The organism is Flavobacterium sp. GNP002, assembly GCF_054343795.1.
Map to the genome: position 1 here is coordinate 1,523,450 of NZ_JBTGUW010000001.1, position 23,053 is coordinate 1,546,502.

The window sequence follows — 23,053 nt, forward strand, 5'->3', positions numbered from 1 at the left end:
TTGCTTGTTTTTTACTTTGGGAGCATCGTTTTTGTATTCAAGGATTTATGTTTTTTTTTTTTTTCTTCTTAAAAAAAACATAAAAAATGTCCGAATGGGCTATCGATTTGTCCGAATGGGCTACTCGAATGTGATTGGAATTATTAATTTTGCTCCTGCAATGGACTTTGCATTTACATTTAACTTAAATAAAAATATTTATGAAAAAACAATTACTCTTTTTCATGGCACTTTTTTGGAGTGCATGGTCCTTTGGACAATCATTTACCGACGGTGAAATTTTATATAATGTTACTTCCACTTCGCCAGCAACTGTTGAGGTTGGTGATAATTCTTGGGTTGGTTCTAATCCTTTTAATGGTCCTATTGCAAATATACCAAGTACGGTAACATATAATGGTAATACGTACTCCGTAACTGCTATTGGAAATTTTGCTTTTGAGTATAATACTAGTTTAATATCTGTAACTATTCCTAATTCGGTGACATCTATTGGAGGTTATGCTTTTAGGAGTTGTACTAGTTTAACATCTGTAACTATTCCTAATTCGGTGACATCTATTAGAGGTGGTGCTTTTTCTGATTGTACAGGTTTAACATCTGTAACTATTCCTAATTCGGTGATATCTATTGGAAGTTTTGTTTTTCGTAGTTGTATTAGTTTAACTTCCGTAACTATTGGTAATTCGGTGACATCTATTGGAGGTTCTGCTTTTAATAATTGTACTAATTTAAGAACAGTAAATTGTTATGTGCTAAACCCTATTGCTATTAATGCAAATGTTTTTGGCGGAACAACAAACCAAGGAGGATGTGCTTTAAACGTACCTACTGGTAGAGAAGCAGCTTATAGTGCAGCAGCAGTTTGGACAGATTTTAACGCAATAATTGGAAATTTAACTCCTGTAAATATCGCTCCAACAAATATTTCACTTTCTGCATCAGCTATTAATGAAAACGTAGCTGCCAATTCAACCGTTGGAACTTTTGGTTCTACAGATGCAAATACAGCAGATACATTCACATATACTTTAGTTTCGGGAACAGGAAGTACCGACAATGCTTCTTTTACTATCAGCGGAAATGATTTAAGAATTACAGCCAGCCCAGATTTTGAGACTAAAAGCTCGTATGCAATTAGAATTAGAACTACAGATCAAGGTGGTTTGTTTTTTGAAAAGCAGTTTACTGTTACTATTAACAATTTATGTGATGTATCTTTTACAGTGGCTAAAACCAATGTGTCTTGTAATGGAGGATCAAATGGGGCAATCAATTTAACTCCAACTGGAGGAACTGCTCCATACTTTATCGTCTGGTATGATGGAGTCATAGGTAAAGATAGAACAGGATTGGTAGCTGGAACCTATACATTTACAATCGATGATGCAAATTATTGTACACCACCAACACCAATAAGTATTACCATTACCCAACCAACAGTTTTAACAGCAACAACAGCTCAAACCAATGTGTCTTGTAATGGAGGATTAAATGGGGCAATCAATTTAACTCCAACTGGAGGAACTGCTCCATACACTTTCAACTGGGGTGGAGGAATCACAACTGCAGGCAGAACAGGATTAGCCGCAGGAACATATACTTGTACAATCACTGATGCAAATTCGTGTACAACAACAAAAAGTGTTACCATTACCCAACCAACAACAGCTTTAGTAGCAACAACAGTTCAAACCAATGTGTCTTGCAATGGTGGATCTAATGGTGTAGCTTCGGTAAATCCTAATGGTGGCACAACACCTTATACTTACAGTTGGACAGGTGGCGGCACAAATGCAACTAAATCTGGATTAGCCGCAGGAACATATACTTGTACAATCACTGATGCTAATTCTTGTACAACAACAGCAAGTGTTACCATTACCCAACCAACAGCTTTAACAGCAACAACAGCTCAAACCAATGTTGCTTGTAATGGTGGATCTAATGGTTCAGCTTCGGTAACTCCTACTGGTGGAACATCAGGTTATACTTATTCATGGTCTCCAAGTGGTGGAACAGCTGCAACGGCTTCTGGATTAGCCGCAGGAACATATACTTGTACAATCACTGATGCAAATTCTTGTACAACAACAGCAAGTGTTACCATTACCCAACCAACAGCTTTAACAGCAACAACAGCTCAAACCAATGTTGCTTGTAATGGTGGATCTAATGGTTCAGCTTCGGTAACTCCTACTGGTGGAACATCAGGTTATACTTATTCATGGTCTCCAAGTGGTGGAACAGCTGCAACGGCTTCTGGATTAGCCGCAGGAACATATACTTGTACAATCACTGATGCTAATTCTTGTACAACAACAGCAAGTGTTACCATTACACAACCAACAGCTTTAGTAGCAAATCTTGCAACGCAAACCAATGTGTCTTGCAATGGTGGTTCTACTGGAAGTGCAACAGTATCTGTATCTGGTGGCACAGGAACTTATACTTACAGCTGGACAGGTGGCGGCACAAGTGCAACCAAATCTGGATTAGCTGCAGGAACTTATACTTGTACAATCACTGATGCAAATTCGTGTACAACAACTCAAAGTGTTACCATTACTCAACCAGCAGCTTTAGTGGCAAATCTTACAACGCAAACCAATGTGTCTTGCAACGGTGGTTCTACTGGAAGTGCAACAGTTTCTGTATCAGGTGGCACGGGAACTTATACTTACAGCTGGACAGGTGGCGGCACAAGTGCAACCAAATCTGGATTAGCTGCAGGAACTTATACTTGTACAATCACTGATGCAAATTCGTGTACAACAACTCAAAGTGTTACCATTACTCAACCAGCAGCTTTAGTGGCAAATCTTACAACGCAAACCAATGTGTCTTGCAACGGTGGTTCTACTGGAAGTGCAACAGTATCTGTATCTGGTGGAACATCAGGTTATACTTATTCATGGTCTCCAAGTGGTGGAACAGCTGCAACGGCTTCTGGATTAGCCGCAGGAACATATACTTGTACAATCACTGATGCTAATTCTTGTACAACAACTCAAAGTGTTACCATTACTCAACCAACAGCTTTAGTGGCAAATCTTACAACGCAAACCAATGTGTCTTGCAACGGTGGTTCTACTGGAAGTGCAACAGTTTCTGTATCAGGTGGCACAGGAACTTATACTTACAGCTGGACAGGTGGCGGCACAAGTGCAACTAAATCTGGATTAGCTGCAGGAACTTACACTTGTACAATCACTGATGCAAATTCGTGTACAACAACTCAAAGTGTTACCATTACTCAACCAACAGCTTTAGTAGCAAATCTTGCAACGCAAACCAATGTGTCTTGCAATGGAGCTTCTACAGGTAGCGCAACAGTTTCTGTATCAGGTGGCACAACACCTTATACTTACAGCTGGACAGGTGGCGGCACAAGTGCAACGGCTTCTGGATTAGCCGCAGGAACATATACTTGTACAATCACTGATGCTAATTCTTGTACAACAACAGCAAGTGTCACCATTACACAACCAACAGCTTTAGTAGCAAATCTTGCAACGCAAACCAATGTGTCTTGCAACGGTGGTTCTACTGGAAGTGCAACAGTTTCTGTATCAGGTGGCACGGAAACTTATACTTACAGCTGGACAGGTGGCGGCACAAGTGCAACCAAATCTGGATTAGCTGCAGGAACTTATACTTGTACAATCACTGATGCAAATTCGTGTACAACAACTCAAAGTGTTACCATTACTCAACCAACAGCTTTAGTGGCAAATCTTACAACGCAAACCAATGTGTCTTGCAACGGTGGTTCTACTGGAAGTGCAACAGTTTCTGTATCAGGTGGCACAGGAACTTATACTTACAGCTGGACAGGTGGCGGCACAAGTGCAACTAAATCTGGATTAGCTGCAGGAACTTACACTTGTACAATCACTGATGCAAATTCGTGTACAACAACTCAAAGTGTTACCATTACTCAACCAACAGCTTTAGTGGCAAATCTTACAACGCAAACCAATGTGTCTTGCAACGGTGGTTCTACTGGAAGTGCAACAGTTTCTGTATCAGGTGGAACATCAGGTTATACTTATTCATGGTCTCCAAGTGGTGGAACAGCTGCAACGGCTTCTGGATTAGCCGCAGGAACATATACTTGTACAATCACTGATGCTAATTCGTGTACAACAACAGCAATTGTTACCATTACACAACCAACGGTAATTGATTTCACAACAACAGTTTTGTCTGGTTATGATTATAATACTGGATATAGTCAAACTATAGTAGCTTCAGGAGGAACAGGATCTAAAACGTATGCAGTCACAGCGGGAAGTTTGCCTTCTGGTTTTTCGCTATCAACAGCTGGACAGATAACAGGTATTTCAACTCAAATTGCTGATAGTAATTTTACGGTTACCGCTACTGATGCTAATAGTTGTAGTGCTACCTATGATTATGTACTGAAATTAAATCAAATCCCAATTACCGTAACTGCAACACCTTCTCAAACTAAAGTATATGGGGAAAGTGATCCTGTTTTAACTTATACAGCGTCACCAAGTTTGCTTTCTGGAGATTCATTTACAGGATCTTTAACAAGAGTTAGTGGTAAAAACATTGGTAATTATGCTATTAATCAAGGTTCACTTTCAGCTGGGTCTAAATATTTAATTACTTACGCTGGTGCTAACTTTTCTATTACCGCTAAACCAATCACAGTAACAGCTGATGCTAAAACTAAAGTCTATGGAACAGCCGATGTTGCTTTGACATACGTTGCTGTACCTAGTTTATCAGGAACGGATGCTTTTACAGGAACTTTGTCAAGAGTAGCTGGAGAGAATGTGAGTACGTATGCGATTGCACAAGGAACATTAAATGCCGGAGCTAATTATGTAATTAATTTTGTTTCGTCAGATTTTACAATTGCAGCTAAACCAATTACTATAACAGCAACTGCTGGACAAACAAAAGAGTACGGTGCTCAAGATCCTGTTTTCACGTATAGTTCAAGTGAGGTTTTGCTTGCAGGAAATAGTTTTACAGGTAGTTTAGGTCGTGTAGCAAATAATAACGTTGGAACCTACAATTACACTAAAGGAGATTTATCTGCAGGACCAAACTATGAACTGACAGTAGCTGGTACTACTAGTTTTACAATTACTCCTAAATCCATCAACGTAACTGCAGCTGCAAAAACTAAAGTTTACGGAACAACAGATGTTCCTTTAACTTATGTTGATACGCCTAGTTTACTCGGCGGAGACTCCTTTACTGGAGCTTTAAATAGAGTAACAGGTGAGAACGCTGGTACGTATGCAATTGGACAAGGAACATTAAGTGCTGGAGTAAATTATGCGGTTACTTTTGTGCCTGCAAACTATTCTATCACTAAAGCAAATCAAGTAATTACTTGGAATCAAACCTTAGTTTCAGCTTGTGGTAGCTCAGCGTCAATAGCGTTGACTGCGACTTCTACTAGTGGTTTAGGAATCAGTTTTTCATCTTCGAATAGCAATGTGGCAACAATTGTAAATAACGAATTGGTGTTTGTGAATCCTGGTTCAGCGACGCTTACAGCTTCTCAAGCAGGAGATAATAATTACAATGCAGCATCAAGTATTGTATTGCCAATTGTAAATAGCCAGCCAAATTTGATTAGAAAACAATTTGATAATATTATTTTCTTTGACAATAGTTCAAATCAATTTGTGGCTTATACATGGTATAAAAACGGAGTAGTAGTTGCTGGTCAAACAGCGCAATACTTCAAAGAAACAGGCGCTTTAAATGGTTCTTACTATGCAGTTGCAACAAAGAAAGATGGAACAGTAATAAGAACTTGTTCATTAGTTTTAACATCTAATGGAGTAGTAGAAACCATGAATATTGCTCCTAATCCAGTACGAAGTAACTCAAGCTACCAATTAATTACCAATATAGAGGCTGCTAAAATCCAAAATGCTCGCGTTACGGTATTCAACTTACTTGGGGCATTAATGACAGACAAAGTGGTTAATGAAAGCACAATTGAGATGGTTGCACCAAGTGTAGAAGGTATTTATATTGTGAAACTAGTTTTGTCTAATGGTAAGGTGTTCACAAAAAATCTTTTGGTAAGAAATTAACTAATTTAAGGATATGAAATCCTCTTTTTTAAATAAAGAGAGGATGAATTATTCATATGAAAATAACATATATATGAAATTTAACAATAAACAGATACTAGGACTAGTTGCCGCGCTTTTCTCTACAGCAGCAAGTGCCCAGTTTTACGTTGGCGTACAGTCAGGAATCGCTAATATTCAAAGCGATGTCAAAGGCGTTAGAGCGAGTCATGAAATAGGAGGCGCTGTTAAAGCAGGATACATTTATAATATAACAGAACAAATTGGTATTGGATCTGGTGTCGAATTTGCACAATACAAACAAAAAGTATTTTTGACTCAGGGCGATGCAACGCAATCAAGTTTTGAAGTTGATGAGACTACATCTGCATTTATTTATAACGTAATAAGTGCTAATTATCGGGAGGAGCAAACGCTGCAAGCTATTCAAATTCCGTTATTTGTGCAGTATAAAAGAAACATTAATGTAGGTGTTGATTTCAACTTTAGAGCTGGAGTTAAGTATTTTTTACCTGTAAATTATAAGATCGAAGCTGCTGCAAATGCTGTTACTGGAGTTGGTTATTATCCGGATGTTAATTTAACTATTAATGATTTGCCAGAATATGGTTTTGGAACACAGTCAGCTTATTCTCAATCAGGAAAATACCAGACAAAAGGTATATTGATGAGTAGTTTTGAATTGGGTTTTACTTTTCAAATGGGAGAGAAGAACGCCTTGTATGCTGCTATGTTTTTAGATAGTGGTTATGGTACCATTTTAGATCAAAAACAGAATGAGTCTTACATTGGATATAATCAAAAATCGATTACCGATAGAAAAGCAAATGGTTTGTATAGCACAGATAAGGAGGCAACAATTAAACCTGTAGCATTTGGATTGACATTAGGTTGGAATTTTAAATAAGTAGTTTGGTTTTGAATAATTCCTAAGGTCTTGAGAAATCAAGGCCTTTTTTTTGTTCATAACTTCCCTTTTCTTTAGATTAAAAAAAGCCTAAATTTGAAATTCATTTTTTGCGATTTTTTAAAATCACAAACACTTCAACTCCAGATATGTACTTAATATTCGACACCGAAACTACAGGATTACCAAAGCGTTGGGGCGCTCCCATTTCAGATACGGATAACTGGCCGCGTTGTATTCAAATCGCTTGGCAGTTGCACGATGATATGGGAAAACTCATCGAGCATCAAGATTATTTGGTCAAGCCCGAAGGTTTTAATATTCCGTATGACGCGGAACGAATTCACGGTATTTCTACGGAACTAGCGGAAGCTGATGGTATTTCGTTGTCTGAAGTTTTAGAAAAATTCAATATTGCATTAGGCAAAGCCAAATTTATTGTGGGTCAGAATTTAGGTTTTGACATCAATATTATGGGTTGTGAGTTTTATAGAATGGGCGTTGAAAGCCAAATGAGTTCCATGCCCATTCTCGACACTTGTACTGAAGTTACCGCTTCCTTATTGAAATTGCCGGGTGGTCGAGGAGGAAAATTCAAATTGCCTACGTTAACGGAATTGCACTCGTATCTTTTTAATAAACCTTTCGGTGAAGCGCACAATGCGACTGCCGATGTGGAGGCAACTACACGTTGTTTCTTGGAGTTAATACGTCGTGATGTTTTCACAAAAGAGGAGCTCGATGTTCCAGCCAGTTATTTTCAAGATTTCAAAAGTAAGAATCCAAGTGAGATTAAACTCATTGGTTTAAAACATATAAATCTCAAGGAAGCTTCGGATAAAATTCGTCAGCAGTTTGGCGAAAAACAAGCACCGGCCGTTTCCAGAGCAGAACTTTCTGAGAATAAAAAAGTTCTTATTGATGCACCTTTTGTGCATTTGCACAATCACACCCAATTTTCCGTGTTGCAATCTACAATTAGTATTGCGGCATTGGTAAAAGCGGCAGCACAGCAAAAAATGCCTGCGGTTGCTATGACGGATCATGCAAATTTGATGGGTGCTTTCCATTTTGTCCGTGATATTTTATATCATAATAAAGCGGCTGAAGCCAAAAATAAAGCGGCTATCGAAAATGGTGAAGAACCTACTGAAGTTCCGATGAAGCCAATTGTGGGTTGTGAATTTTTTGTGTGTGAAGACCATAAAAACAAGTCGGTTAAGGACAATGGATACCAAATAGTACTTTTGGCGAAGACCAAAAAAGGCTATCATAATTTGGCTAAAATGTCTTCCATCGCTTATACAGAAGGTTTTTACTATGTCCCAAGAATAGACCGAAAAGTCATTCAGGAATTCAAAGAAGATATTATTGTTTTGTCTGGAAACTTATATGGTGAAATCCCAAATAAGATTTTAAATATTGGTGAAAACCAAGCCGAAGAAGCCTTGCTTTGGTGGAAAAACGAGTTCAAGGAAGATTTCTACATTGAAGTAATGCGTCACAATCAAGAAGATGAAAATAGGGTGAATGCGTCTTTGATTTCATTGGCAAGAAAACATGAGGTCAAAATTATTGCGACGAATAATACTTTTTATATAAATAAAGAAAATTCGAATGCACACGATATTTTGCTTTGTGTACGGGATGGCGAAAAGCAAACTACGCCAATAGGTCGTGGTCGTGGCTATCGTTACGGATTGCCGAATCAAGAATACTATTTCAAGTCGGGAGACGAAATGAAACAGCTTTTTGCAAATTTGCCCGAAGCGATTTCGAATATTTCGGAGATTGTGGATAAGATTGAAATTTTCGATCTGGCACGTGAAGTTTTGCTTCCAAAATTTGAAATTCCGGTTGAATTTAATAATCCCGAAGATGCAGTTGATGGCGGTGTGCGAGGTGAAAATGCGTATTTAAGACATCTTACTTTTGAAGGAGCAAGACGACGATATCCAGTAATTACTGAAGAAATTCAGGAACGATTGGATTTCGAATTGTTGACGATATCCAATTCTGGTTATCCAGGTTATTTCCTGATTGTACAGGATTTAATTGCTGAAGCGAGAAGTATGGGCGTTTCTGTAGGGCCGGGAAGGGGATCTGCGGCAGGATCGGTGGTGGCGTATTGTTTAAAAATTACCAATATTGATCCATTGATGTACAACCTGCTTTTTGAGCGTTTCCTGAATCCGGATCGTGTGTCACTGCCCGATATTGATATCGATTTTGATGATGAAGGACGAAGCAGTGTAATGGATTATGTGATTCGAAAATACGGCTCCAAACAAGTGGCGCAAATTATCACCTATGGTAAAATGGCTACGAAATCAGCCATTCGAGATACGGCTCGTGTACTTGATTTGCCCTTATTTGAAGCCGATAAAATTGCCAAATTAATTCCGGGGATGATGCCGTCCAAGTGGAATTTAGCGCGCTTTTTGAACGAAGATGAAAATCTGATTAAAAAAGCGGTTCGTCCGGAAGAATACGATAAAATTAAAGAATTAATAGGTCTAGCTAATGAAGATGATTTGGGTGGAGAAACCATTCAGCAAGCCAAAGTTTTAGAAGGGAACTTAAGAAATACTGGGATTCACGCTTGTGGAGTAATTATTACGCCAAGTGATATTACCAATTTTGTTCCTGTGGCTACCGCCAAAGATTCCGATTTGTATGTGACTCAATTCGATAACTCGGTCGTAGAAAGCGCCGGATTGCTGAAGATGGACTTCTTGGGTTTGAAAACCCTGACTCTGATAAAAGATACCGTTAAATTAGTAAAATATAGAACTGGAATTGATCTTGATCCAGACACGTTTCCAATTGATGATTTGAAGACGTATGAGCTTTTTCAACGCGGAGAAACGGTAGGGATTTTTCAGTATGAGAGTCCGGGAATGCAGAAATACATGAAGGAATTGAAACCAACAGTATTTCCCGATTTGATTGCGATGAACGCCTTGTATCGTCCGGGACCTATTGCTTATATTCCGAGTTTCGTAAAAAGAAAAAATGGCGAAGAGGAGATTATTTATGACCTTGATGCCTGTGAAGAATTACTAAAAGATACTTACGGAATTACCGTTTACCAGGAACAGGTAATGCTCTTGTCTCAAAAACTGGCAGATTTCTCGAAAGGTGATGCCGACGTTTTGCGTAAAGCAATGGGAAAAAAGCAAAAAGACGTTTTGGATAAAATGAAACCCAAATTTATCAGTCAGGCTGCCGCCAAAGGTCATGCCGAAGATAAACTGGAGAAAATATGGAAAGACTGGGAAGCCTTTGCGGAATATGCCTTTAATAAATCACACTCTACTTGTTATGCATGGATTGCATACCAAACAGCATTTTTGAAAGCGAATTATCCTGCCGAATATATGGCTGCGGTTTTGTCCAATAATATGAGTGATATCAAGCAAGTTTCGTTCTTTATGGAAGAATGTAAACGTATGGGATTGCAGGTTTTAGGACCTGATGTAAATGAGTCTTTTTATAAGTTTACCGTTAATGATGATTACGCAGTCCGTTTTGGAATGGGAGCGATAAAAGGCGTTGGTTCTGGAGCTGTAGCGACTATTGTTGAGAGAAGAAAAGACGGAAAATACAAGTCCATTTTTGATTTGACCAAACGAATTGATTTGCGCGCTGCCAATAAAAAAGCGTTAGAAAACTTAGCGTTGGCTGGAGGTTTTGACTCTTTTGGTGATACAACAAGAGCGCAATATTTTCATGATGATGGCGATGGAATTACTTTTTATGAAAAAGCGATTCGGTATGGTGCTAAATTTCAGGAAAATGAGAATTCATCGCAAGTGAGTTTGTTTGGCGACAGCAGTGATGTTCAAATTGCAGAGCCTATCGTGCCGCCTTGCGAGGATTGGAGCACAATGGAAAAACTCGCTAAAGAGAAGGAAGTCGTAGGGATTTATATTTCGGGACATCCATTAGACGATTTTAAATTTGAAATGAAGTATTTCTGCAATTCGAAATTGGAAATGCTTAAAAACATGGAACTTTACGTGGGTAAAACACTTGCTTTTGGTGGTATTGTTTCTAATGTGCAAAGACGAACAGCCAAAAACGGTAAGGAATGGGCGATTTTTAACTTAGAAGGTTTTGACGAAAGTTTTGAATTTAAAATATTTAATGAAGAGTACCTGAATTTTCATAGATACTTGCTTCCTAATAATTTTGTTTATTTTAAAATAATGATCAAAGACGGATGGGTTAATAGAGAAACCGGAAAAAAATCTGAGCCAAGAATGCAGTTTACTGATGCAAAACAATTACAGGATGTATTGAGTATTTTTGCTAAGAAATTAATCTTGCTTCTGAATATATCAGATTTAGAAACGGATTTTATCCATAAATTGAGTCACCTTTTTCAAGAAAATAAAGGCGATAACACGGTGTCTTTTGAAGTTATGGAATTGGAAAAAACAAAACGCCTAGTTGCTGTTGCCCCGGTTGAATTAGAGAATGAAGAAGTTGCTTTTGTTGATGAAAATGAAGATTCTGAAATGGAAGCTCTCGAAATTCCAGAGACAAGTACCACAGCTAAAGTAGAAGAAGTAGAAGAAATAAAAGTGGTTACAAAACTAACAATGCCAAGCAGAAAACTAAAAATCAAGATTTCGAATGAATTGTTAGTGGAGCTGGAAAAAATGCAGATTAACTTTAAGCTGAATTAACTTTTTGAATGCTGATCCTTCAGGAAAATAAAAATGAATTTCAATTTCTATAAGTACTTGAAAATTAAACTTTAATCAGTTTTAACATATATTTGGTACTAAATAGTGGTAAATTTTCATCAAAAATGGTTTATTTTTGTAAAAACAGTAATAAACTAAATTATGAAAAAGGAGTTGATTTTGTTCGGATTTATGTTTTGTTCTATAGTAATGATGGGACAAACTGAAAAGAAAGAAAGTTGGTATTTTAAATTAGGAGGATCCTATTTTGTTCAGACTGCTGCTACTGAGTTTCCTACCGTAGGAGGTCAGGAAGCTTTAAGCAAGGTTTATGTTGGAGGAAATTTGGTTTCTGAAGAAAGCATTACAGGTTCTTTTGGAGAAGGTTTTCGTGCCGGAGGTGCTGTTGGATACCGTTTTACGGATCGTTTGGGTCTGGAAATGGGAATTAATTACTATAACAGTATTGATAAAACAATGGTTAAAAGAGTTGATGATGGAGTAACTACCTTAAAATCTGTTGGTCAAATCACTGCTTTTGATTTAGCTCCGGCAGTTGTGTTGTTCTTGGGTGAAGTAAAAGGATTTGAAACCTATTCTAAAGTAGGGGTAATTGTTCCGGTTCACGGAGATTTAACGATTAAAACAAATGCAGTTGCTGCTCCGGGAGTAAATGTTTTTAGTAAGGATGTAATCAGGCCAAAACCAACTGTAGGTTTTCAAGCGGCTTTAGGTACTTCTTATAAATTAGCTAAAAATCTTTCGGCTTTTGCAGAATTAGAATACCGCAATTTTACGGTGCATGGAAAAGATAAAGAAACTACTGAGTTTACTGTTAATGGAACGGATCGATTGAGTACACGCAACACTTCTCAGGTGCATTCTAATTATACAGATCGCTTGGACAGTAATTCTAATAACGCGCAATTTAATACGGTAGATACAACAAAACCAATGGATGAATTGAGTTCTTATGTTGGTATCAGTGGATTGGGTTTAACTCTTGGGGTCAAATACAGTTTGTAATAAACCATTTTTAAATATTTTTCAAAAGGCTGTCTGAAAAGATGGCTTTTTTTGTTTGCTAGCGAAGGAATTTTCTTTGGAAATTGATTTTGTTGTGACACAAATGTCCTAGCCCTGATGGTCGAATTGCTAACGCAATTACCTTTTCTGGCTTTCTTTAAGCCTGAAAAGATAAAGCGTACAGCAGGAAGTAGCGCTTGATTATTGTAATCTTAAATGCATTGAAATCGAGTGATAAGAATTGACGATATATTAATAGTCAAAACTAATTTATGAATGGCGTTTGATTAGTTTTTAATTTCTAAATTTGTAACCTAGTTTGAGACTTTAAATATTCAAACGATAAACTTAAATAAAAATAAATATGGCATTAGCAATAACAGATGCTACTTTTGAAGAAGTAGTTTTGAAATCAGACAAACCGGTAATGGTGGATTTTTGGGCAGCTTGGTGTGGACCTTGTAGAATGGTAGGTCCAATCATTGATGAATTGAGCAACGAATACGAAGGTAAAGTTGTTGTAGGTAAAGTTGATGTTGATGCAAACCAGGAATTTGCTGCTAAATACGGAGTTAGAAATATCCCAACAGTACTGGTTTTTCATAATGGTGAAGTAGTAGGGAAACAAGTAGGAGTTGCTCCGAAACAAACTTACGCTGATAGTTTAGACGCTTTGTTGTAATCGGTAGATTATGATTTATATAGAATCTGAAAAGATTCAAATAAAAGGTTTGGCGAAAGTCAAGCCTTTTTTTGTTTAAGCGGAATGGATTTCAGCTTCTTGATTAAGTTTTGTTTCGATAATCTTTTAATTTTTAAATCGTTCAATCTTTTAATATATTTGGTAGATGAAGATTGAATCACAAATAGAGAAAATTTCTAGTTTTCAGCATCTGGAATTACTGGCCAATCAAGTGGTTGAAGGTTTTATTTCAGGAATGCATAAAAGTCCGTTTCATGGCTTTTCGGCTGAATTTGCTGAGCATAAAGTCTATAATGTTGGCGAAAGTACCAAGCACATTGATTGGAAGTTGTTTGCTAAAACGGATAGGTTATACACCAAACGATTTGAGGAAGAGACTAATTTACGATGTCATCTTATTATCGATAATTCCTCGTCGATGCATTATCCTAAATTAAAAGACAGTCAACAGTTTTATGAAAACAAAATTGGCTTCTCAGTTTTGGCTTCGGCGGTTTTAATGAATCTTTTAAAGAAGCAACGCGATGCTGTGGGACTTAGTGTGTTTTCTGATGCATACGAGTACTACGCTCCTGAAAAAGGCAGTGATAGGCATCACCGAATGATTTTAAATACACTTGAAGGGCTTTTAGAGAAACCTGTGGTAAAGAAAAGCACTGATACAATTACATTCTTGCATCAAATAGCCGAGAAAATCCACCGTCGTTCGATGATTATACTATTTACAGATATGTTTCAGTCTGGTCCCGAAGCCTCGGGAGAAGAAGCGCTGTTTAATGCCTTGCAACATTTGAAGCATAATAAGCATAAAGTAGTTTTATTTCACGTTGTCGATAATAAAACAGAGCTGAATTTTGACTTTGATAACGCTCCAAGGAAGTTTATTGATGTAGAAACAGGAGAAGAAGTAGCTGTTTTTGCCGATAATGTCAAAGAAGAATACGAAAAACAGATAGAAAGTTACTTCAAGAAACTCGCTTTGACCTGCTCACAAAACCGAATAAAGTATATTCCGGTAAGCGTTGGTGAAAGTTTTGAAAAAATTTTAATGACATACTTGGTTGAAAAACAAAACTTTGGATAATACGGAGAGATTTTGTCAAATTTTTTTTCAAAAAACGCTTGTGTAAACGGAAATCTATTGTATCTTTGCCACCGCAATAACGCAGAGGTTTGGTAGTTCAGTTGGTTAGAATACATGCCTGTCACGCATGGGGTCGCGGGTTCGAGTCCCGTCCAGACCGCAATATTGGGGAAAGCCTTTCGTAACAGAAAGGCTTTTTTGCCCCATAAGGTTTTTAACGTTAGTTGTGTTGTTTGCTACGAATTTGTAACTCGTAGCGGGTTTAGTAGTTAGACCAATGAAAAGCTTTCCACTTTTGTGGATAGCTTTTTTGATTAAAAAGAAAGTAAGGTTTTAGATCGTTAGATTGAGAACGTACAAGATTTTAGTTGATTTTAAAAGCGATTAGGTTACATCGAGCAACTAATTTTAGAATCAAAAAGGTTATAGATTAAAATACTGGTTTGGTAGTTCAGTTGGTTAGAATACATGCCTTTCATCTCGTCTTTTGGGACGAGACGGGTTCGATTCAAGAACTGTGTTTAAGAATTAGAATGTTATAGATTAAAATACTGGTTTGGTAGTTCAGTTGGTTAGAATACATGCCTGTCACGCATGGGGTCGCGGGTTCGAGTCCCGTCCAGACCGCCAGTAACAAGAAGCTTTTCGTAATAGAAAAGCTTTTTTTGTTTTTGTAAAATTCAAATAGTAATCGATATGTATTTTGTTTACATCATAAAAAATCATAAAGGATTATTTTACAAAGGCTTTACTCAAAATCTTGATAAACGTATTTTTGAACACAATAATGATTTAAGCCGATACACTTCTGGAAAAAGTCCATGGGTTTTGGTGTATTTCAAAGAATTGGAAACAAAAACAGAAGCATTGAAAGAGGAATTACGATTAAAAAAGCTTAATGTTGCTTCGATAGAAAGATTAATAAGCAGTTTTCAAGTTGACTAGAATACATGCCTGTCATCTCGTCTTTTGGGACGAGACGGGTTCGAGTCCTCTCGTTCCAAAAACGAGACCAGTAACAAGAAGCTTTTCGTAATAGAAAAGCTTTTTTTGTTTTTGTAAAATTCAAATAGTAATCGATATGTATTTTGTTTACATCATAAAAAATCATAAAGGATTATTTTACAAAGGCTTTACTCAAAATCTTGATAAACGTATTTTTGAACACAATAATGATTTAAGCCGATACACTTCTGGAAAAAGTCCATGGGTTTTGGTGTATTTCAAAGAATTGGAAACAAAAACAGAAGCATTGAAAGAGGAATTACGATTAAAAAAGCTTAATGTTGCTTCGATAGAAAGATTAATAAGCAGTTTTCAAGTTGACTAGAATACATGCCTGTCATCTCGTCTTTTGGGACGAGACGGGTTCGAGTCCTCTCGTTCTAAAAACGAGACCAGTAATAAGAAGCTTTTCGTAATAGAAAAGCTTTTTTTGTTTTTGTAAAATTCAAATAGTAATCGATATGTATTTTGTTTACATCATAAAAAATCATAAAGGATTATTTTACAAAGGATTTACTCAAAATCTTGATAAACGTATTTTTGAACACAATAATGATTTAAGCCGATACACTTCTGGAAAAAGTCCATGGGTTTTGGTGTATTTCAAAGAATTGGAAACAAAAACAGAAGCATTGAAAGAGGAATTACGATTAAAAAAGCTTAATGCTGCTTCGATAGAAAGATTAATAAGCAGTTTTCAAGTTGACTAGAATACATGCCTGTCATCTCGTCTTTTGGGACGAGACGGGTTCGAGTCCTCTCGTTCTAAAAACGAGACCAGTAACAAGAAGCTTTTCGTAATAGAAAAGCTTTTTTTGTTTTTGTAAAATTCAAATAGTAATCGATATGTATTTTGTTTACATCATAAAAAATCATAAAGGATTATTTTACAAAGGATTTACTCAAAATCTTGATAAACGTATTTTTGAACACAATAATGTTTTAAGCCGATACATTTCTGGAAAAAGTCCATGGGTTTTGGTGCATTTCAAAGAATTGGAAACAAAAACAGAAGCATTAAAAGAAGAATTGTGATTGAAAAAGCTTAATGTTGCTTCGATAGAAAGATTAATAAGCAGTTTTCAAGTTGAATAGAACGCATGCCCGTCATCTCGTCTTTTGGGACGAGACGGGTTCTAGTCCTCTCGTTCCAAAAACGAGACCAGTAATAAAAAGCTTTTCGTAATAGAAAAGCTTTTTTTGTTTTAGTATGTTTATAAATTAAAACAACTCGGATTTATAGTTCCACACAATCCATACAAACAATCCCAAATACATCACGCAAACTACAAATTTCATAAAGCTGGAAGCTAAAAAACCTACAAAGGATCCCGCGGCTGCTTTCAAAGCCCGATTATGATCTTTAAAATCATAAATAAGTTCTCCTATCAGCGCACCAACAAAAGGGCCTATAATGAACCCAAAAGGAACAGGAGCAAGAATCCCAACGATCAAACCGATGTTAGTTCCCCAGATACCATACGAGCTTCCACCAAATTTCTTGGTTCCTTTAGCCGGAATGACATAATCTAAAACGGATATGATTACAGTGACTGACAATGCAATTCCTAAAACCCAGTAATTTGCCGGAACAGCATTTGTGAAATACAATAATGCCAATCCAACCCAACTGATGCTGGGTCCGGGTAAAACCGGTAAAAAACTACCGAAAATACCCAAAATCACACACATAAAACCAAGAACCAAAAGGAGTACATCCATAAATTTATTTTTAGTAATTTTGAAAACACAAAAGCAACATTCAACTAGCTTATGAAAAAGATTAAATTAATAGCTTTATTTTCGATTGTCTTTTTTTTTACTTTTTCTTTTTGGGCAGTAAATGCTCAGGAAAAAAATGTAAAAAGTAACGATATGCTTTTAAAGGAAGCTATTTACAACGAGAATAGAGTAAAAGTATTAAATTTTTCCTTGAAAGAGTTTGATGCGCTTTTTTTTGAGTTTTTTGATAAAAAATCAAATCCAAATTTAGTGTTGACAAAGGAGGAATTCTATAAATATACGATTCAGATCGCTATTTTCTCAGATCGATTGGCGGCTCTGTATCCAGATCAAAAAGAAATTGCAGCCGAAAACAAAAAGAAATGGTTTGCTGAAAACTACGAAGATTATTTGCTTTCGAAAGCATCTCAAAAAAAATAATTGTATTTTTATAGAATATTAGTCCAATTCAAAAACAAAACCTTGAAGCAGTATTACCTCTTTTTAGTATTTATATTTTTTAATTCCTGTCAATATTTTGACAAGCAAATTCCTTCGGAAAAGGAATTGTTGCAAAAGGAACTGAAATCCATCAACTGGAAAGAAGTCGATGAATACCCATCGGTAGTAGATTGTGAAAAAATAGAAGATAAAAAGCAACGCCAACAGTGTTTTTTCGAAGTTTTAACGCAGTTGATTCAGGAGAAATTGAGCGTTGATACCCTTTCGGTTCTCTACCCTGAACTCGATACGATTGAAGTAAAGGTCACTGTTTTTCCAAATGCGACGATGCAATTCGAACCTCAATTTCCCAAAGATTCCGTTGCTTACGACAAAATCAAAATCGACAGTATTCTTAAAGTCCGTTTAGTTGATTTTCCAAAAATTAACCCAGCCATTAAACGGGGAATTCCAGTAAAAACACAATTTATTCTTCCGGTTATTCTAAAAGTGGAGTAGTTTTTCAGGAGCTATTTCCAGCTGTTCACTGTATCTTTTTCTTTTTTAAAGGAAAAAATAAAAAGGATGTCGTTTCCATCTGGGCTAGGCATTAGTGTAAATTAGAACTTTCTGCCTTTCCATTCATATTTTCCAAACAAAGAATACAAAGCTACGCTCACACTAAAAAATGGATAGAACAAACTGCTCAAAATTAAATACTGTATTTTATTGTTGTTTAAAAAATCATTGGTTTTGTAAATCAAAATCGTATCAACTGTGAACTTGAAAGTGCATACTAAAAAGATATTTTGAAAAGCAGTTAAGCCTAAGATCCAAGATCCAAGAATCAAGAGCCAACTCAAATTTCCTGCAAACACTAACAGTCCCAATCCTTTCCCGAAACTACTTTGATAGGAGCTGGTTTTAGATGCCCAACGAACGCGCTGGTAAAATAACGAGTTCCAGTCGTTCAATGGTTTTGTGATGACTATATTATTTTGAGATTTTAGATAATGAACTTTTTCAGGCGATTTTGCAATTGCTTTTTGCAACAGGAAAACATCATCGCCACTGGCAATTGCATCGTTTCCTTTAAAACCATTTAGCTCGTAAAAAAACGATTTGGTGTACGCAAAGTTGGCGCCATTACACATAAATCCTTTGTTGATGCCAAAACTTCCAATGGTTGCGCCTTGTAGACTCGCCAAATCTAATTGCTGGAAATAATGCAAAAACGAATTGCCGCAATCGTAGGTGACCGCTCCGGCAATCATCTCCACATCATGAAGTTGAATATAATTATCCAGTGTCAATAACCAGTTTGCATTGACTGTGCAATCTGCATCGGTGGTGATAATCCAGTCCGTATTTGTAATTTGCATTGCGGTTACAATTGCATCTTTTTTGGGTGAATTAGAAACCCGAATGTTATTTATTATTTGAATGTTGTTTCTTGACTGCGCTCGAGATGACAATGGAATGCTGAACTCTTCTTCAGAAAAGTCATCAACCAAAATCACTTCAAACAATTCCATCGGATAATTCAACTTTGATAAACTCTCTAGTAGAATAGGTAAATTTTCGGCTTCATTCCGGAAAGGAACGATAATGGAGAATTTTGTTTTTGGCGCAAAGCCGGTATACTCAATTGTATTCACTTTCGTAAAACCATAAATCAGTGCAATTATCGCAAAGCAATAAGAGAGGATTATGAGGTATAAAACAATTGTAATCACCATCTTTTTATTGCGATTTATCTCCTTCTACTTTAGAGATGATTTTAAAATTCAATACATAATAAGTGCCAATTATCACGGGTAAAACCACATTCAAAAACCACATTAAAGTCGAAATAAAAATCACAATCCATTCATTAACGCCTAGAATCCCAAAGAAATAAACGGCGACACTTCCTTTTACGGCAAAGTCTAAAAACTGAAAAGTAGGCAAGGAAGACGCTAAAAAATAAACAGACGAAATGGTTGCAATCAATGTAGAATAAGGCAAATCAACATCAAAGGCTAAAAACAAAAAGTAATATTGGTGCGAGAAAACCAGATAGCGACAAATTCCCAAAAAGATATTTTTTTGATGAATGGATTTTGGGATTTCATTGATCTTATGAATCAGTTTTTCGATAGAGTAGCCTTTGATAGTAATTTTTTTGACTGAGAATAAAACAATGAAAAGCAGTATTAGAAATCCAAAAAGAATTGCAACCGTTTTTGTTGTTATTACATTATACTGTGCATTGAAATACAACAACCCAAAAATTCCAAAAATAACGGTCAATATCATTTGGATTCCGTTGCAAATCAGGTTCAAGAAAATTACTTTTTTAGTATTTGATTTATCAAAAAACAATGCTTTTCCAGCATATTCTCCAACTCCATTCGGCGTAAAAAGTCCCGCAGTTAATGCACCAAGAACTTGTTTGGTTGCTTCTCCTAAAGAGATTTTATGGATAAATTCGACCAGGTTTTGCCATTTCAAGATTTCAAAAAACCGATTTAGAACACTTAATAACAAAATAAACGCGATTCCGCCAATAGATTGATTTTTTTGGAATAAAACAATGAATTTCTGCCAATCCAGTTTGTCGTTATTGGCCAATTGATTGTAAATAAAATAAAACGCACCGCCCACAATCAAAAGTTTGATTAGAAGTACGAGGAATTGCTTAGTTTTGTGTGGAATTGAAATCATTGGTGCAAAGTAACAAAACTTTAAACTTTTAGACTTTAAACTTTAAACTAAATCATTGGCAAACGAACGCATCATATTAGGAATTGACCCTGGAACCACGATTATGGGTTTTGGATTGATAAAAATTGTCAATAAAAAAATGGAGTTTTTGCAACTGAACGAATTGCAATTATCTAAATACGACAATCATTATCAAAAGCTGAAAATAATTTTCGAACGTACGATTGAGCTAATCGATACACACAATCCAGATGAAATTGCAATTGAAGCGCCTTTCTTTGGTAAAAACGTACAATCGATGCTAAAGTTGGGACGTGCACAAGGCGTTGCCATGGCGGCGGGACTTTCGAGAGATATTCCCATTACGGAATACGAACCAAAAAAAATAAAAATGGCAATTACCGGAAACGGAAACGCCACCAAGGAGCAAGTTGCCAAAATGCTACAACAACTTTTAGGACTGAAAGAATTACCTAAAAACCTAGATTCAACTGATGGATTAGCTGCGGCGGTTTGTCATTTTTTCAACTCTGGAAAAGTGGTTGGTGCCAAAAGTTATACCGGTTGGGATGCTTTTGTAAAACAAAACGAAGAACGAGTTAAAAAATAGTAGTCGGTTTTCAGTTTGCAGAACTGACTACTAAAACTGACCACTGAATACTAATAAATGAGCGGAATCTACATTCATATCCCTTTTTGTAAGCAGGCATGTCATTACTGCGACTTTCATTTTTCGACTTCGATGAAGAAGAAAGAAGAAATGGTTTTGGCTATTGCCAAAGAAATTCGAATGCGCAAAAGCGAATTTGAAAAGGAACAAGTTGAAACCATTTATTTTGGAGGAGGAACGCCAAGCATTTTAACTTCTGAAGAAATTAATTTTTTGATTGCTGCAGTTTATAGTAATTATTCTGTAATTGAAAATCCCGAAATTACACTCGAAGCCAATCCGGATGATTTGTCAAGCGAACGAATAATTGAATTGTCTAAAAGTAAAATTAATCGTTTAAGCATCGGGATTCAGTCTTTCTTTGAAGACGATTTACAATTGATGAACCGCGCTCATAATTCGGCGGAAGCCAAAAAATGTTTGGAAGAAGCCACCAAGTATTTCGACAATATTTCCCTCGATTTAATTTACGGAATTCCGGCAATGAGTAACGACAAGTGGAAACAAAACATTGAAACCGCCCTGTCTTTTGGCATTCCTCATATTTCGAGTTACGCTTTAACGGTAGAACCAAAAACGGCTTTGAATAAACTGATTCAAACAGGAAAAATTGCGGCTCCTAAAGATGAAGTCGCGCAAGAGCATTTTGCTATTTTGGTAGAAACGCTTGAAGCCAATGAATTTATTCATTACGAATTATCAAATTTTGGGAAGGAAAACTATTTTTCCAAGAATAATTCGGCGTATTGGTTGGGTAAAAAATACCTTGGAATTGGTCCTTCGGCGCACAGTTATGATGGCATTTCGAGAAGTTGGAATGTGTCGAATAATGCACTTTATTTAAAATCGATTCAAGAAAATAAACTGCCTAACGAAACTGAAATCCTTTCGATTACGGATCGTTACAACGAATATGTTATGACGGGTTTACGAACGATTTGGGGTGTTTCTTTGGATAGAATTGAAATCGAGTTTGGAAGTAAATATTTAGAATATTTGAACAAACAATCTCAAAAATTCCTTAGTGATGATTTAGTTTTTATCGAAAATAACATTCTAAAACCGACTCCAAAAGGAAAGTTTTTGACGGATGGAATAGCAAGTGATTTGTTTTACTTAAATTTGGAAGAGTAACGTAACCGCAAAGGTCGCAAAGTTTTACGCAAAGTTGAAAGGAATTTTGTGTCGTAGCGTCTGATTAGCATAAAAAAACAACTTGTGTTAGCAACAGTTCAACATAACAATCAAACAATTAAGGTCGACCTATCAAAACCCATTGATATTTCGATTCCATTGACAAATACAGATGAAAATCCAATTGCTTGGTATATAGATAAACCAGTAATTGAACCTGTAGTTTTTGGGGATTGGATTGGTAAAGTTTCGGAAGGTAAATCATCGACGAACTTTAATAATATCTTTTTCAATCCGCACGGACACGGAACTCACACGGAATGCTTGGGCCATATTACACGAGAATTTTACAGTATTAATCAATCGTTGAAACAGTTTTTATTTTTGGCTGAATTGGTTTCGGTTGTACCGGAAATACGAGGAGAAGATTTGGTGATAACTAAAAATCAGATTGAAAAAGGATTGTCTGGAAAAACTCCTGAGGCCATAATAATTAGAACACTTCCTAATTTTAAAATAAAAAAATCATTAAAATATTCGAATACTAATCCGCCATATTTGGAGGAAGATGCTGCGCGTTTAATTCGCGAAAGCGGTATTCAGCATTTATTGATTGATTTGCCAAGTGTAGATAAAGAAAAAGACGATGGCAAATTATTGGCGCACAAAGCATTTTGGAATGTAACCGATGTTAATAATTTGAATGATGATGCACGATTGGACTGTACGATTACCGAAATGATTTTTGTGCATGACGAAGTAAAAGACGGTACGTATTTGCTGAATTTACAAATCGCATCTTTTGAGAATGATGCGAGTCCTAGTAAACCTATTTTGTATGCTATTTTAAATGAGGAATCAAAATAATT

18 protein-coding genes and 2 tRNA genes are annotated in these 23,053 nt (G+C 36.3%); 17 read left to right on the top strand and 3 right to left on the bottom strand.

All coding sequences use genetic code 11. The features are described from left to right. Positions 1–200 precede the first annotated feature (200 nt). The 12 genes from ACXX80_RS06665 (at position 201) to ACXX80_RS06720 (ending at position 16,546) form a co-directional block, all read left to right on the top strand. On the top strand, positions 201–6,092 hold the full coding sequence (locus tag ACXX80_RS06665; RefSeq protein ID WP_458552549.1) for an MBG domain-containing protein: 5,892 nt from the start codon (positions 201–203) through the stop codon (positions 6,090–6,092). A gap of 73 nt (positions 6,093–6,165) precedes the next feature. Then, a complete protein-coding gene (locus tag ACXX80_RS06670) occupies positions 6,166–6,999 on the top strand; it encodes a hypothetical protein (protein WP_458552550.1) in 834 nt (277 codons plus the stop codon). A gap of 149 nt (positions 7,000–7,148) precedes the next feature. Then, positions 7,149–11,693 (top strand): DNA polymerase III subunit alpha, encoded by a 4,545-nt coding sequence (gene dnaE / locus ACXX80_RS06675; protein ID WP_458552551.1) that lies wholly within the window; start codon positions 7,149–7,151, stop codon positions 11,691–11,693. 162 nt (positions 11,694–11,855) lie between these two features. After that, positions 11,856–12,719: an outer membrane beta-barrel protein gene (locus tag ACXX80_RS06680; RefSeq protein WP_458552552.1), complete on the top strand. Its 864-nt coding sequence runs from the start codon at positions 11,856–11,858 to the stop codon at positions 12,717–12,719. Positions 12,720–13,083: 364 nt separating this feature from the next. Then, complete coding sequence (gene trxA, locus ACXX80_RS06685; protein ID WP_024980008.1) at positions 13,084–13,401, top strand: thioredoxin; 318 nt, start codon at positions 13,084–13,086, stop codon at positions 13,399–13,401. A gap of 166 nt (positions 13,402–13,567) precedes the next feature. Next, on the top strand, positions 13,568–14,506 hold the full coding sequence (locus ACXX80_RS06690) for a DUF58 domain-containing protein (protein ID WP_458552553.1): 939 nt from the start codon (positions 13,568–13,570) through the stop codon (positions 14,504–14,506). An 86-nt stretch (positions 14,507–14,592) separates the two neighbouring features. Then, positions 14,593–14,666, top strand: a tRNA-Asp gene (locus ACXX80_RS06695). 393 nt (positions 14,667–15,059) lie between these two features. Next, positions 15,060–15,136 (top strand) — tRNA-Asp (locus ACXX80_RS06700). Positions 15,137–15,202: 66 nt separating this feature from the next. After that, positions 15,203–15,451: a GIY-YIG nuclease family protein gene (locus ACXX80_RS06705; RefSeq protein ID WP_458552554.1), complete on the top strand. Its 249-nt coding sequence runs from the start codon at positions 15,203–15,205 to the stop codon at positions 15,449–15,451. Between the two features lie 136 nt (positions 15,452–15,587). Next, positions 15,588–15,836 carry a GIY-YIG nuclease family protein gene (locus ACXX80_RS06710; protein ID WP_458552554.1) on the top strand — a complete coding sequence of 83 codons (249 nt, stop codon included), beginning with the start codon at positions 15,588–15,590 and terminating at the stop codon, positions 15,834–15,836. Between the two features lie 136 nt (positions 15,837–15,972). Beyond that, positions 15,973–16,221 (top strand): GIY-YIG nuclease family protein, encoded by a 249-nt coding sequence (locus ACXX80_RS06715; protein WP_458552556.1) that lies wholly within the window; start codon positions 15,973–15,975, stop codon positions 16,219–16,221. A 136-nt stretch (positions 16,222–16,357) separates the two neighbouring features. Next, entirely contained in the window at positions 16,358–16,546 is a 189-nt protein-coding gene (locus ACXX80_RS06720; RefSeq protein WP_458552558.1) for a GIY-YIG nuclease family protein, read from the top strand. Positions 16,547–16,732: 186 nt separating this feature from the next. Here ACXX80_RS06720 and ACXX80_RS06725 read toward each other — a convergent pair whose 3' ends face one another. Further along, a complete protein-coding gene (locus tag ACXX80_RS06725) occupies positions 16,733–17,233 on the bottom strand; it encodes a DUF456 domain-containing protein (protein WP_458552560.1) in 501 nt (166 codons plus the stop codon). A 51-nt stretch (positions 17,234–17,284) separates the two neighbouring features. Here ACXX80_RS06725 and ACXX80_RS06730 point away from each other — a divergent pair, with 51 nt between their 5' ends. Both ACXX80_RS06730 and ACXX80_RS06735 read left to right on the top strand, forming a co-directional pair. Beyond that, positions 17,285–17,674: a hypothetical protein gene (locus tag ACXX80_RS06730; RefSeq protein WP_458552562.1), complete on the top strand. Its 390-nt coding sequence runs from the start codon at positions 17,285–17,287 to the stop codon at positions 17,672–17,674. Positions 17,675–17,716: 42 nt separating this feature from the next. Continuing rightward, entirely contained in the window at positions 17,717–18,193 is a 477-nt protein-coding gene (locus ACXX80_RS06735) for a hypothetical protein (protein WP_416855312.1), read from the top strand. Positions 18,194–18,294: 101 nt separating this feature from the next. Here the strand turns inward: ACXX80_RS06735 and ACXX80_RS06740 are convergent, their stop codons facing one another. Further along, positions 18,295–19,413, bottom strand: a complete 1,119-nt coding sequence (locus ACXX80_RS06740; protein WP_458552565.1) for a glycosyltransferase family 2 protein — start codon at positions 19,411–19,413, stop codon at positions 18,295–18,297. Between the two features lie 4 nt (positions 19,414–19,417). Continuing rightward, positions 19,418–20,380, bottom strand: a complete 963-nt coding sequence (locus ACXX80_RS06745; protein WP_458552566.1) for a hypothetical protein — start codon at positions 20,378–20,380, stop codon at positions 19,418–19,420. Positions 20,381–20,435: 55 nt separating this feature from the next. On the opposite strand from ACXX80_RS06745, the gene ruvC reads away from it, so the two are divergent. The 3 genes from ruvC (at position 20,436) to ACXX80_RS06760 (ending at position 23,051) form a co-directional block, all read left to right on the top strand. Continuing rightward, entirely contained in the window at positions 20,436–20,990 is a 555-nt protein-coding gene (gene ruvC, locus ACXX80_RS06750) for a crossover junction endodeoxyribonuclease RuvC (RefSeq protein ID WP_315208488.1), read from the top strand. 57 nt (positions 20,991–21,047) lie between these two features. Then, the gene (hemW, locus tag ACXX80_RS06755; RefSeq protein ID WP_458552567.1) at positions 21,048–22,184 is read left to right on the top strand and encodes a radical SAM family heme chaperone HemW; all 1,137 of its coding nucleotides are present in this window, start codon (positions 21,048–21,050) and stop codon (positions 22,182–22,184) included. An 84-nt stretch (positions 22,185–22,268) separates the two neighbouring features. Next, the gene (locus tag ACXX80_RS06760) at positions 22,269–23,051 is read left to right on the top strand and encodes a cyclase family protein (RefSeq protein ID WP_458552568.1); all 783 of its coding nucleotides are present in this window, start codon (positions 22,269–22,271) and stop codon (positions 23,049–23,051) included. Positions 23,052–23,053 lie beyond the last annotated feature (2 nt).

Coding starts and splice junctions, on each gene's coding strand:
- ACXX80_RS06665 (WP_458552549.1), top strand. CDS start 201: ATGAAAAAACAATTACTCTTTTTCATGGCACTTTTTTGGAGTGCATGG.
- ACXX80_RS06670 (WP_458552550.1), top strand. CDS start 6,166: ATGAAATTTAACAATAAACAGATACTAGGACTAGTTGCCGCGCTTTTC.
- dnaE (WP_458552551.1), top strand. CDS start 7,149: ATGTACTTAATATTCGACACCGAAACTACAGGATTACCAAAGCGTTGG.
- ACXX80_RS06680 (WP_458552552.1), top strand. CDS start 11,856: ATGAAAAAGGAGTTGATTTTGTTCGGATTTATGTTTTGTTCTATAGTA.
- trxA (WP_024980008.1), top strand. CDS start 13,084: ATGGCATTAGCAATAACAGATGCTACTTTTGAAGAAGTAGTTTTGAAA.
- ACXX80_RS06690 (WP_458552553.1), top strand. CDS start 13,568: ATGAAGATTGAATCACAAATAGAGAAAATTTCTAGTTTTCAGCATCTG.
- ACXX80_RS06705 (WP_458552554.1), top strand. CDS start 15,203: ATGTATTTTGTTTACATCATAAAAAATCATAAAGGATTATTTTACAAA.
- ACXX80_RS06710 (WP_458552554.1), top strand. CDS start 15,588: ATGTATTTTGTTTACATCATAAAAAATCATAAAGGATTATTTTACAAA.
- ACXX80_RS06715 (WP_458552556.1), top strand. CDS start 15,973: ATGTATTTTGTTTACATCATAAAAAATCATAAAGGATTATTTTACAAA.
- ACXX80_RS06720 (WP_458552558.1), top strand. CDS start 16,358: ATGTATTTTGTTTACATCATAAAAAATCATAAAGGATTATTTTACAAA.
- ACXX80_RS06725 (WP_458552560.1), bottom strand. CDS start 17,233: ATGGATGTACTCCTTTTGGTTCTTGGTTTTATGTGTGTGATTTTGGGT.
- ACXX80_RS06730 (WP_458552562.1), top strand. CDS start 17,285: ATGAAAAAGATTAAATTAATAGCTTTATTTTCGATTGTCTTTTTTTTT.
- ACXX80_RS06740 (WP_458552565.1), bottom strand. CDS start 19,413: ATGGTGATTACAATTGTTTTATACCTCATAATCCTCTCTTATTGCTTT.
- ACXX80_RS06745 (WP_458552566.1), bottom strand. CDS start 20,380: ATGATTTCAATTCCACACAAAACTAAGCAATTCCTCGTACTTCTAATC.
- hemW (WP_458552567.1), top strand. CDS start 21,048: ATGAGCGGAATCTACATTCATATCCCTTTTTGTAAGCAGGCATGTCAT.